General features: G+C 33.6%; 11 protein-coding genes. 1 reads left to right on the top strand and 10 read right to left on the bottom strand.

The window, feature by feature from the left end; all coding sequences use genetic code 11:
- Positions 1 to 2: 2 nt before the first annotated feature.
- A complete protein-coding gene (locus NYQ10_RS21770; protein WP_289878222.1) occupies positions 3 to 1,436 on the bottom strand; it encodes a CCA tRNA nucleotidyltransferase in 1,434 nt (477 codons plus the stop codon).
- A 428-nt stretch (positions 1,437 to 1,864) separates the two neighbouring features.
- Here NYQ10_RS21770 and yaaA point away from each other — a divergent pair, with 428 nt between their 5' ends.
- The gene (gene yaaA / locus NYQ10_RS21765; RefSeq protein WP_289878221.1) at positions 1,865 to 2,623 is read left to right on the top strand and encodes a peroxide stress protein YaaA; all 759 of its coding nucleotides are present in this window, start codon (positions 1,865 to 1,867) and stop codon (positions 2,621 to 2,623) included.
- Between the two features lie 181 nt (positions 2,624 to 2,804).
- On the opposite strand, the gene NYQ10_RS21760 is transcribed toward yaaA, so the two are convergent.
- From NYQ10_RS21760 to trpC, 9 genes are all read right to left on the bottom strand, one after another.
- On the bottom strand, positions 2,805 to 4,394 hold the full coding sequence (locus NYQ10_RS21760) for an MDR family MFS transporter (protein WP_289878220.1): 1,590 nt from the start codon (positions 4,392 to 4,394) through the stop codon (positions 2,805 to 2,807).
- A 3-nt stretch (positions 4,395 to 4,397) separates the two neighbouring features.
- Positions 4,398 to 5,477: an HlyD family secretion protein gene (locus NYQ10_RS21755; RefSeq protein ID WP_289878219.1), complete on the bottom strand. Its 1,080-nt coding sequence runs from the start codon at positions 5,475 to 5,477 to the stop codon at positions 4,398 to 4,400.
- 12 nt (positions 5,478 to 5,489) lie between these two features.
- Positions 5,490 to 6,812: a TolC family protein gene (locus tag NYQ10_RS21750; protein WP_289878218.1), complete on the bottom strand. Its 1,323-nt coding sequence runs from the start codon at positions 6,810 to 6,812 to the stop codon at positions 5,490 to 5,492.
- A complete protein-coding gene (locus NYQ10_RS21745) occupies positions 6,802 to 7,431 on the bottom strand; it encodes a TetR/AcrR family transcriptional regulator (RefSeq protein WP_289878217.1) in 630 nt (209 codons plus the stop codon). The genes NYQ10_RS21750 and NYQ10_RS21745 overlap by 11 nt, the downstream gene beginning before the upstream one ends.
- Positions 7,432 to 7,721: 290 nt before the next feature.
- A complete protein-coding gene (gene trpA, locus NYQ10_RS21740) occupies positions 7,722 to 8,483 on the bottom strand; it encodes a tryptophan synthase subunit alpha (RefSeq protein WP_289878216.1) in 762 nt (253 codons plus the stop codon).
- A gap of 69 nt (positions 8,484 to 8,552) precedes the next feature.
- Positions 8,553 to 8,873 carry a gamma-glutamylcyclotransferase family protein gene (locus tag NYQ10_RS21735; protein ID WP_109194532.1) on the bottom strand — a complete coding sequence of 107 codons (321 nt, stop codon included), beginning with the start codon at positions 8,871 to 8,873 and terminating at the stop codon, positions 8,553 to 8,555.
- Positions 8,874 to 8,944: 71 nt separating this feature from the next.
- Positions 8,945 to 10,126: a tryptophan synthase subunit beta gene (gene trpB, locus NYQ10_RS21730; protein ID WP_289878215.1), complete on the bottom strand. Its 1,182-nt coding sequence runs from the start codon at positions 10,124 to 10,126 to the stop codon at positions 8,945 to 8,947.
- Positions 10,127 to 10,137: 11 nt separating this feature from the next.
- Positions 10,138 to 10,770 carry a phosphoribosylanthranilate isomerase gene (locus NYQ10_RS21725; RefSeq protein ID WP_289878214.1) on the bottom strand — a complete coding sequence of 211 codons (633 nt, stop codon included), beginning with the start codon at positions 10,768 to 10,770 and terminating at the stop codon, positions 10,138 to 10,140.
- A 166-nt stretch (positions 10,771 to 10,936) separates the two neighbouring features.
- Positions 10,937 to 11,716, bottom strand: coding sequence for an indole-3-glycerol phosphate synthase TrpC (trpC, locus tag NYQ10_RS21720; protein WP_289878213.1), 780 nt, complete (start codon positions 11,714 to 11,716; stop codon positions 10,937 to 10,939).
- Between the last annotated feature and the right edge of the window lie 26 nt (positions 11,717 to 11,742).

Genomic DNA, 11,742 nt, shown 5'->3' with positions numbered 1-11,742 from the left:
ACTTATTTCTCAACTTTTTTTAAGCCTAGTTTTTCAGCTCTTTTAATCACAAAATCATAAGCCGCCTGATATTCATTCGGAATATCGCCTTCTAAAATGGCTTCTTTTACCGCTTCTTTCAAAACGCCAATTTCGCGTGAAGGTTTCAAATCAAACATTTCCATAATTTCTTCACCCGTAATTGGCGGCTGAAAATTACGTACATGATCGCGTTCTTCTACTTCTACAATCTTTTTGCGTACAACTTCAAAATTCTTATGATATTTCTTGAATTTCGCTGGATTTTTGGTTGTGATATCGGCCTCACACAAAGTCATTAAATCTTCTACATCTTCGCCGGCATCAAAAACCAAACGACGAACTGCGCTGTCGGTCACAATATCCTGCGCCAATACAATTGGACGTGAACTCATAATAACCATTTTCTGAACGAATTTCATTTTATGGTTCAAAGGCATATGCAAACGTTCGAAGATTTTCTTCGCCATTTTTCCACCTAGAAATTCATGCCCGTGAAAAGTCCATCCTTGTTTTTTTGTGAAACGTTTTGTTGGTGCTTTCCCGATATCGTGCAATAAAGCTGCCCATCGCAACCAAACATCATCTGTGTTTGGGCAAATGTTATCTACAACTTCTAACGTATGATAGAAATTGTTTTTATGCGTATGACCTTCAATTTCTTCTACTTGATTTAAAGCTGTTAATTCAGGTAAAATAAGATCTAAAAGTCCCGTTTTATATAAAAGTAAAAATCCTGTAGAAGGTTTTGGAGTAGAAAGAATTTTGTTTAATTCGTCTACAATTCTTTCGCCAGAAATAATCTTGATACGCTCTGCATTTTTTGTAATGGCATTCAATGAATTTTCTTCAATTTCGAAATTCAATTGCGTAGCAAAACGAATCGCACGAAGCATTCGCAAAGGATCGTCAGAATAGGTAATATCTGAATCCAAAGGCGTTTTGATTGTTTTGTTTTTTAAATCGGTTAAACCGTCAAAAGGATCCAAAAGATCTCCAAAATTATTTTCATTTAATGATAAAGCCAATGCATTAATCGTAAAATCACGACGATTTTGATCATCTTGCAAAGTTCCGTTTTCTACAACTGGATTTCGGCTGTCGCGAGTATAAGATTCTTTACGAGCTCCAACAAATTCGATGTCGGTATCTTCAAAACGAAGCATTGCTGTTCCGTAAGTTTTAAAAACTTGAACTTTTGGTTTGTTCGGAAGTAAATCTGAAACTTTAAGAGCCAATTCGATTCCGCTTCCAACAGCAACTACATCAATATCTTTTTTAGAACCTCGATTTAAAAGCAAATCACGAACAAATCCGCCGATCACATAAGAGTCAACTTTTAATTCCTGAGAAGCTTTCGAAATGATATCGAAGATTTTGTTTTGTAAAGCAGTTTTATGGTTTGTTTGTATCGCCACGAATTCAATTTTTGAATAAAAAATACATTTCAAATTTCAATCGAAATAAAATGCATGCAAATTTACAACATAGAAAATGCCTTTTATAATCTAGAGCTCACTTTTTTGAAGAAATTAATAGTTTTTGATATTGATTTTTGTGAATTGAGAAAGGGTTGCCATGAATTACACGAATTTTCACGAATTTATTTTTTTGCACAGTTTTTTTGCCACAGATTAAAAAGATTTACACAGATTTTTTTTAATCTTTTTAATCCTGTAATCTGTGGCTATAAAAAAAACAATTCGTGGAAATTTGTGTAATTGCTTCGCCTGTTCGCTATCGCTCGGGTCGTGGCGAAAAAAAATACAACAATAGAACAAATCAATTGCAAATAATAATTTTTAGAAATGCAATTTGTATTTTTGAATCATAGAAAAAAGCACACATGAAAATTGTTATATCTCCAGCGAAATCTTTGAATTTCGAAAAAGAATTACCAACTCCGCAATATACTGAACCTTCATTTTTGAAAGAAGCAAGAGTGGTTCATAAAGTTGTAAAAACAAAAAAGCCGGCAGAATTATCAGAACTAATGTCGATCTCAGACAAACTAGCCGATTTAAACTGGAAAAGGAATCAAGACTGGAAAACACCTTTTACACCAGAAAATGCACGTCCGGCAATTTATACTTTTGATGGTGATGTATATACAGGTTTAGACGCTTATACCATTCCGTTAGAAAAATTAGATGTTTTGCAAGATAAACTGAGAATTTTATCTGGACTTTACGGACTTTTAAAACCTCTTGATTTGATGCAGGCGTATCGTTTAGAAATGGGAACTAAAATGCCTGTTGGTGAATCTAAAAACCTGCACGAATTCTGGAAGCCAACAGTAACAAAAGCTCTAAATAAAGAATTGAAAAAAGAAGAATTATTTGTGAATTTAGCAAGTAACGAATATTTTTCTGCTGTTGATGTAAAAGCGTTGAAAGTTCCTGTAATTACTCCAGATTTTAAAGATTATAAAGACGGAAAATTAAAAATGATCAGTTTCTTTGCCAAAAAGGCGAGGGGGATGATGGTGCGTTATATTATAGACACAAATGCTGAAACAATAGATAATTTAAAAGGTTTCAATTACGAAGGATACCGATTTGATGCCAATCTTTCAAAAGGAAATCATTTGGTTTTTACAAGATAATTTTTTTAAAGATGCTGAGGTTCTAAGTTGCTAAGATTCTGAGTTTTTAACTATAAAACATAAAGTTTTACGCAAAGGTTATAAACTGAATACTGCTACTGGGAACTGCGACTAAAAAATAAACGCCGAATTCTAAATGATGAATTCGGCGTTTCTGCGTATTATAAAATTATTATTATTATTAATGCATTGCGTCGGCTGCATTAATTTTGTTCTTCCCTTTTTTGATAAAGAGAATAATCGGTATACAGCATAAAAACATAATTCCTAAATACATGAAAATATCCATGTAGGCCATTACAGTACTTTGTTTCATTATCGAATATTCTATGGCTTGATAAGCTTTTTTCAAAGCAACATCTGCGCTATATCCTTTTGCCATAAAGGCATGTTGCATCCCTGTAATGCGTTGTTGCACATCAAACTTTGCTGGATCTAAATTGTTAATTAAATCTACTCTGTGTGATTGACTAAAACGTGTAATAAAAGTGGTAATGATAGCAATACCAAATGATCCTCCTAATTGACGCATCATTCCGGTAAAAGCAGCTCCTTCACCAATATGTTTTCCTTTTAAAGTTGAAAGTGAAAGCGTAGTAATTGGAACGAAAAGTAATCCAAGACCAATTCCTCTCAAAATTAATGGCCAATACATATGTTCTACACCAGTATCAGGCGTCATTCTTGAATACATCATAAAGGTAAAGAAGAAGAAAACTAAAAATCCAACTCCTACCATATAACCTTGCGGAACACCTTTCTGAATCATATTACCCACAAACGGCATCATAATCGCCGTTGTGATAGATCCAGGAATTAATAATAATCCGGCATCAGTTGCGGTCCATCCTAAAATAGACTGTGTATAAATCGGAATAATTAACGTTGAACCGTACAATCCAAATCCAAGAATGAAACACATAATAGTTCCGATTCTTAAATTTCCGTCTTTTAGAACACTTAAGTTTACAATTGGGTATTTATATGTAAGCTCCCTCCAAATAAATAAAACCAATCCTAAAACTGTCACAACACTTAGTGTTACAATAAGAGAATCATTAAACCAATCGTCTTGCTGACCGTGTTCTAATACGAATTGTAAAGATCCGATAAAGGCACTCAACAAAATGATTCCCCACCAGTCAACCTGATTGGCTTTTAATTTTTCTCCATATTTCGGACTTCTAACAAAAGTTAAAGCCAAAATCGTAGCAATAATTCCTAGTGGAATATTGATGTAAAATATATAAGGCCAAGAATAATTATCAACTAAATATCCTCCCAAAGGCGGACCTAAAGTTGGCCCAACAATTACACCCATTCCGTAAATAGCCTGCGCCATTCCACGTTTGGCTACGGGGTAACTTTCTGTAATAATCGTTTGGGCTGTTACAAGTAGCGCTCCACCACCCATACCTTGTACGAATCGGAAGGCTACAAGTTCCCAAATATTGGTGGCATTACCACACAAAAAAGAACAGACTGTAAATATTATAATGGAAGCCACAAAGTAATTACGTCGTCCAAATTGCTGTGATAGCCAGCTCGTCATCGGAATTACAATAACATTCGCAATTGCGTATGCTGTAATTACCCATGCTACGTCGGTAAGGGTCGCCCCAAGACTTCCTCGCATGTCCGTTAGCGCTACGTTTACAATCGTTGTATCTACGATTTCTAGCAATGCACAAAGTACTGCCGTAATCGTAATGATAACACGTCTGAAACCGTATTCTACTAAATCGTCGTCTGCTTGTACTGCTCCTGCCATATTTTATTTTAAATGTACATCAACGTCAACGTTCATTCCTGGTCTTAAAAGTTTTACTTTTTCAGGATCGTTAGATGCGTCAATCGTAATTTTTACTGGTAATCTCTGAATTGTTTTTACGAAGTTTCCTGTTGCGTTATCAGGAGGTAATAATGAAAAACGAGATCCTGTTGCAGGAGAGAAAGAAGATACAGTTCCTTGAAATTCGTAATTAGGATAAGCATCAACTTTTAAACCTACTTTTTGTCCCACAACCATTTTATTTAATTGTGTTTCTTTAAAGTTAGCTACAACCCAAGCTTCAGTATTGTTGATGATGTAGAATAAAGATTGACCTGGCTGAACCAATTGTCCTGGCTGAATATCTACTTTAGAAACCTGACCATCAATTGCAGCAGTAACTACAGTGTAAGAAAGATTTAAATGCGCAACATCTAACATTGTTTTTGCTTTTTTGATGTTTGCTGCAGCAACTTCAGTTTGTTTATCAGAAACTTTAGATTTTGATTGAATAACTGATTTTTGGTAAGAAGTAGCTTTTTGCTGTTGTTCTAAAACACGTACTTGATTTTCAGCTTCTTCTTTTGCTGTTAAAGCCTGCTCATATTGTTGTTTAGTAATCGTATGAGTTTTGTACAAGTTGTTGTAACGGTTATAATCGTTTGTAAGCTGTCTCAATCTAATCTTAGCACTTTCGATAGAACCGCTTGCAGATCTCATTTGAGCGTCAGAAACTGAAATGCTTGCATAAGCACTTCCAATATCTGCTTTTGCAGCTTCAAACTGACCTTCAGCTCCTAATAATGCAGCGTTAGCCTCATCAATCTTCAATTGATAATCTCTCTTATCGATAGTAAATAAAGTATCTCCTTTTTTTACATAATCATTATCTTTCACATAAACTTTGCTGATATATCCAGAAACTCTCGGGATAATCGGGTTCATTCTTTTCTCAATCTGAGCATCATCTGTTTCTTCGTGAGCTTGTGAATGTAAATATTTAGAGATTCCGTAAGTTCCTCCCAATAAAACCATAACGGTTAATATGATGATGAATTTTTTATTTGTCTTTTTCTTTTCCATGAGAGCTATCGATTATATTTTAGAAAGATTGAATGATTGTGATAATTGTCCTGATACTGAAAGTAATTCGTAATATTTTTGAATGATTGATGCTTTTGCAACCGCAGTATTTATTTTTGCGCTTAATTGCTCAACATCAGCTTCAACCAAATCATTGGTATCTGCTAATCCATTATCGAATTTGTCTTTAACAAGTCTATAGTTTTCAGCAGCTTGTTGAAGCGCTTCTTCATAAACCACGCTTTGATTAATTGCTAAGTCATAATCTTCAAGAGATTTCTGAACTTCAACTTTAATGCGGTCTGTCATGATAGCTTCTGTATTTTTTACTTCAAGTGCTCTACTTTCAGCTTCTTTTACGTGTGCGCTATTTTTTATAATTCCTGATAAATCATAAGATAAACCTAAACCAAAATTCATAGCATATTTTACAGTGATGATATCTTTAAGATCCAAAGCTGTATAACCTCCAAGTAATGAAAGAGTAGGGTAATAACCTGCTTTTGCAATCTTAACATTAGCTTCAGAAGCTTTAGATTGTAAACGAATTGCTTCCAAATCTTTTCTGCTTTCTAATGCTAATGCATCTGTTGTTGGAGCATTATTTGTTTTCAAATTAAAGAAATCATCTTCATTAACTTGAAGTTTTGTTTCAGGAGCTAATTTCAATAAAGTAGTCAAATAGAAATTGATGTTATTTAAATTGTTAGTTGCTTCATCAATAGATAATTGTGTTTTAGAAACCAACAATTGCGCTTTCAACAAATCGTTTCTCGGAATAATTCCGTTTTTCTCCAATTCTGTAAAATCTGTTACACGCTGTTTAGCACTTTTTTGATTTTCGTTTAGAACATCCAAAGTTTTTTGTGCTTTGTATAATGCAGTGTAATAAGTAATTACTCGTAAAGCTACATCTTCTTTTGTTTTTGCAGCATTTGCGGTTTCAGCTTCATAAAGATTATCGTAAGCATCAATACTGCTTTGAATTTTAAATCCAGCAAAAATTGGTAAACTTAAACTTGCCATTCCTAACATAGCACGGTCTGGAGAAGCTAAAGTAGCAGCACTTTCCCCTTCGTTGTGCATATCAATCGAAGCTTTTGTTAGTCGCTGATATTGTCCAGAAATTTTAAGATCAGGATATTGATTGTTTTTTACGGCTGTTAACTCGTGTTTTTTTGTGTTTACCTTAGTGTTGGCAAGCGTAACTTCGTTACTCTTTTCCCAAGCCATTTTTACGGCTTCATCTAAAGTTAAACTTGTTTTTTCTTGTGCTTCTATTGAAGATATTCCAATAAAGAAAACCCCAAAGAGCATTAATTGACTAATTTTCATAAACAAGTAGCGCTTTTATAGTTTGTTGAATGTGCTTTTTTAGATCGTTGTTAATGTAATTGTTAAACATTTCTTCTGTTTTTAAACCCAGTAATTCTTCGAAGAATGAGCGGTTCATGTGAAAGTGAAAAAAGGTTCCAATAATTGTTGGTGTAATGAGTTGGATATTAATATCTTTTCTAAAAACTCCCTCAGCTTGACCTTGCTTGATAATGCTTTCAACCGATTTTAAATTTCCTTTTTTAAGTTCAGTAAATGCTTGAAGGCTTTTTTCTCTCTTTTTATTGTAAAGTTCAAAATGTAAAACCCTGTAAATCCCTTTGTTAAGGCAAATTCTGTTAATGTAAATTTCGATTAATTTATTGACTTTTTCAAGAGGTTCAAGATTTTCTTGTAATAAATTTTCGAGTTGTAGTTTTAAATCAACAGTTTTGTGAAAAATCAAAGATTCCAAAAGTCTTTCTTTTGAACCAAAATAATACGAAACCATGGCAATATTAATTTTTGCCTCTTTGGAAATGTCCCGTATAGATGTACCCTCAAATCCTTTCTCAGAAAACAGCTTTTCAGCAACGTTAAGAATCTGAATTTTTTTGTCGTTCAATTCAATCTGTGACATGGTATTGTTTCTAATCGAATGCAAAATTAAACACTTGTTTAATTTAAACACTTGTTTAATTTTATTTTAACACAATATTAACATAAAACGGTTTCGATAATTTTGAATAAAAAAAGCTGAAATACTAAGGTATTTCAGCTTTTCAGTCTTTTTTGTCATTCCGACGAAGGAGGAATCTTCGCAAGTAACTCCGCTATTAAATGTGTCAATCTTTGTAGATTTAGCAACGAAGATTCCTCCTTCGTCGGAATGACAAACTAAGCGTAAACTATATTCTTAATTACAATTTCTTATCGAATTTCTCCAACAAATTCCTCAATTTTCCCACTTCCGCTTTCGCTTAAATGTTTAATAAAAGCACTTCCGATAATAGCGCCTTTTGCATATTTAGTAGCCTGATTGAAAGTTTCTTTATTAGAAATTCCGAAACCAACGATTTGAGGATTTTTCAAATTCATTTCTGCAATTCTTTCGAAATAAGTTTCCTGAGTATTTCCAAAACCAGATTGAGATCCTGTAACGCTTGCAGAACTTACCATATAAATAAATCCGTTTGAAACGCTGTCAATAAAACGAATTCTTTCGTCAGAAGTTTGTGGCGTAATCAAAAATACATTTATCAAACCATATTTTTCGAAAATCGCTTTGTATTCATCTGCATAAACATCAACTGGAAGATCTGGAATAATTAAACCGTCAATTCCGATTTCAGCGCATTTTTTACAGAAAGCTTCAACGCCATATTGTAACATCGGATTAAAATATCCCATAATAATCAACGGAATTTTTACGCTTTCGCGGATATTCTTTAGTTGATCAAAAAGAATTTGAGTTGTCATTCCGTTATGAAGCGCCTGAGTAGAACTTGCCTGAATCGTTGGTCCGTCTGCCAAAGGATCACTAAAAGGAAGCCCGATTTCAATTAAATCAACTCCATTTTTTTCCAAATCCTGAATAATCTGCACGGTATCGTTTAAATTCGGATATCCCGCAGAAAAATAGATAGAAAGGATTTTTTTATCTTCTTGTAATTTTTGAGTTATTCTGTTCATTAATATGTATTTTTTGTCTTAACCGATTTCCAAAATAGGTTAAGTTTTTTATCGTAATATATTTAGCGATTATTTATTTTCTGTGTAAATCCAAGCCGTTCTTCCAGATTTTAATTTTACCTGAACTCTTTTATAAGAATTAGATTCAAACTGATCTACTTTTAATAATTCATTATTAGTAACTTCAAAAACAGCGCCGTGTATAATATCTTCCAGATTTTCGCTTGGTACAGCAACAACATAATCTGCCATTCCAAATTCCTCTTCAATTTGCAAACTTTTTAGTTTGTAACCCAAAATTTGATCTTGAGTTCCCACTAAAACTTTATTAAAAATCTGCATCTGAATTTGTTTCGATCTTAGTGTTCCGTATGAGAATAATAGTTCCATAATTATGATTTTTCTCGTTATTTGTTAGCGTTGGCAATTTTTAAAAACCAACCTGCAAATTACAATTTTTATTACAATTTAAAGTAATCAATATAATTATCTAAATCTTTATCGCCACGACCAGAAAGACTAATGACCACAACATCAGTTGGCTTAAATTTCTTTTGATCTAAAACAGCAAAGGCATGAGCACTTTCGATTGCTGGAATAATTCCTTCAAGTTTTGTCAATTGAAGACCAGCATTCATAGCATCATCATCCGTTACAGAGAAAAATTCACCGCGTCCGCTTTGTGCTAAATGCGCGTGTAAAGGTCCAACTCCAGGATAATCTAATCCAGCAGAAATAGAATAAGGTTCTGTAATTTGCCCGTCTGGAGTTTGCATTAACAGCGTTTTGCAACCGTGAATAACACCAACTTTTCCTAATTTGCTTGTTGCCGCGCTATGTCCGCTGTCAACACCTTTTCCAGCTGCTTCCACGGCAATAATTCCAACTTTTGGTTCGTGAAGAAAGTGGTAATAAGTTCCAGCCGCATTACTTCCGCCACCAATACAAGCTACAACATAATCAGGGTTTTCGCGACCTTCTTTTTCTTTCAATTGCCATTTGATTTCTTCTGAAATAATACTCTGAAAACGAGTTACCATATCAGGATATGGATGCGGTCCAATTGCCGATCCGATAATATAATGTGTGTCTACAGGATTATTAATCCAATCACGGATTGCTTCGTTTGTAGCATCTTTTAAAGTTCTTGATCCTGAAAGCGCTGGACGAACTTCTGCGCCTAACATTTTCATACGTGCTACGTTTGGAGCTTGACGTGCAATGTCAATTTCTCCCATATAAACGATACATTCTATTCCCATTAAAGCACAAACTGTTGCAGTTGCCACACCATGTTGACCAGCGCCAGTTTCGGCAATAATTCTTTTTTTGCCTAGACGTTTTGCTAATAAAATTTGTCCGATAGTATTATTAACTTTGTGCGCTCCTGTGTGATTTAAGTCTTCTCTTTTTAGGTAAACTTTGGTGTTGTATTTTTCAGATAATCGTTTTGCAAAATACAACGGACTTGGACGTCCAACGTAATCTTTAAGCAGTTGGTTGAACTCAGCTTTAAAATCTGGTTCGTCCATTATACTTAAATATTTCTGGCGTAGTTCTTCTACATTCGGATATAACATTTCTGGAATATAAGCTCCGCCAAATTCCCCGTAATATCCTTTTTCATTAACGTTAAAACTCATTTTTTTAAATTTTAAAAGTTGGCAACATCAAATTTGCGTTTGAAATTGCTAAATAAATTTCTGTTTTTTAGCCCTGGTTCAATTTCAAATTTACTATTTACATCAACAGCATAAATTGGTAAATTGGTTTTTGAAATTTCTTCAATGGCTTTTAATTCCTTCATTCCAATTCCGCCGCTTAAAAAGAAAGGTTTCTTGGAATTGTATTTTTTTAATATCGTCCAGTCGAAAGTTGTTCCGTTTCCGCCTGGTAATTTTCCTTTGGTGTCAAACAAAAAATAATCACTGAATGGTTCAAAAGGTTTTATAACTTCAAAATCAAAATTTTCATCAGCCGAAAAGACTTTTATAATTTCGACTTTTTTAGGTAATTGTTCTTTTAATTCGGTTAAAAAATCAACGGATTCATGACCATGTAATTGAACGGCTTGTAAATTGTATTTTGCGACTTTTTCCAGAATTTCTTCCTGACTCTGATCTACAAAAACGCCTACTTTTTTGACAGTTTTTATAAGTTCAGGAATCGTTCCATCAAAATATCGCGCGGATTTTTCCCAGAAAATAAATCCCATATAGTCAGGCAATAGTGCGCCTACTTCGAGAATATTTTCAGGATATTTCATACCGCATATTTTAAGTTTCATTGTGTGTGTTTTTTTTTTAACGCAAAGTGCGCTAAGATTTTTCTTTTGTAATATGTTTAAAATGCGAAAAAGTTCGCAAAGCTTTGTGTTGATTTTTCGCCACGAATTACACGAATTTCCACTAATTAAATTCGTGTTAATTGGTGTAATTTGTGGCGAACTTAAATTATAGTTTACTAATGAATTCCGTTGCAGCTTGTCCAGCGTTATCAGTTTTCATGAAGTTTTCTCCAATTAAGAAACCTTTGTAACCATAAGGTTTTAATTCTTGAATGGCTTCAATTGACGAAATACCGCTTTCTGAAACTTTTACAAAATCGTCTGGAATTTGCGATGCTAATTCTTTACTGAAATCTAAACTAACTTCGAATGTTTTTAAATTTCTGTTATTCACGCCAATCATATCTAAAGTTGGCATAATCGATTTTTCTAATTCTTCTTGATTGTGAACTTCTAACAAAACTTCTAAGCCTAGATTTTTAGCAAATTCAGATAAAGATTTAATTTCTTCGCGGGTTAAAACAGCTGCGATTAACAAAATTAAATCCGCTCCGTGTGCTTTTGCTTCCAAAATCTGATATTCATCAACAATAAATTCTTTTCGCAAAAGCGGAATATTTACTGAAGCTCTTGCCAAAAGTAAATCGTCTAAAGATCCACCAAAATATTTTCCGTCTGTTAAAACAGAAATTCCGCAAGCGCCCGCATTTTCATATCCTTTTACTACTTCTTCAACAGTAAAATTATTATTGATAATTGATTTTGAAGGAGAACGGCGTTTGTGTTCTGCGATAATTCCAGAATTACTTTCTTTCAATTTCTGACTAAGAGAAATAGTCTGTTTTCCAAAAAATACAAAAGCTTCCAATTGAGAAACCGGAATGATTGATTTCTTTAGAATGACTTCTCTTTTTTTGTCTATTATTATTTTATCTAGGATATTCATTTTTATGTTGTTTCAAGTTTCAAGTT

The sequence above is a fragment of the Flavobacterium johnsoniae genome, from assembly GCF_030388325.1.
GTDB classification, from domain to species: domain Bacteria; phylum Bacteroidota; class Bacteroidia; order Flavobacteriales; family Flavobacteriaceae; genus Flavobacterium; species Flavobacterium johnsoniae_C.
The sequence above is the reverse complement of the archived record's forward strand: the minus strand, read 5'-3'. Positions and strand labels throughout refer to the sequence as shown.

Bases quoted from the DNA above. Each gene is read 5' to 3' on its own strand.
- trpA (WP_289878216.1), bottom strand. From the start codon at position 8,483: ATGAACAGAATAACTCAAAAATTACAAGAAGATAAAAAAATCCTTTCT.
- yaaA (WP_289878221.1), top strand. From the start codon at position 1,865: ATGAAAATTGTTATATCTCCAGCGAAATCTTTGAATTTCGAAAAAGAA.
- NYQ10_RS21735 (WP_109194532.1), bottom strand. From the start codon at position 8,873: ATGGAACTATTATTCTCATACGGAACACTAAGATCGAAACAAATTCAG.
- trpB (WP_289878215.1), bottom strand. From the start codon at position 10,126: ATGAGTTTTAACGTTAATGAAAAAGGATATTACGGGGAATTTGGCGGA.
- NYQ10_RS21760 (WP_289878220.1), bottom strand. From the start codon at position 4,394: ATGGCAGGAGCAGTACAAGCAGACGACGATTTAGTAGAATACGGTTTC.
- NYQ10_RS21725 (WP_289878214.1), bottom strand. From the start codon at position 10,770: ATGAAACTTAAAATATGCGGTATGAAATATCCTGAAAATATTCTCGAA.
- NYQ10_RS21750 (WP_289878218.1), bottom strand. From the start codon at position 6,812: ATGAAAATTAGTCAATTAATGCTCTTTGGGGTTTTCTTTATTGGAATA.
- NYQ10_RS21755 (WP_289878219.1), bottom strand. From the start codon at position 5,477: ATGGAAAAGAAAAAGACAAATAAAAAATTCATCATCATATTAACCGTT.
- trpC (WP_289878213.1), bottom strand. From the start codon at position 11,716: ATGAATATCCTAGATAAAATAATAATAGACAAAAAAAGAGAAGTCATT.
- NYQ10_RS21745 (WP_289878217.1), bottom strand. From the start codon at position 7,431: ATGTCACAGATTGAATTGAACGACAAAAAAATTCAGATTCTTAACGTT.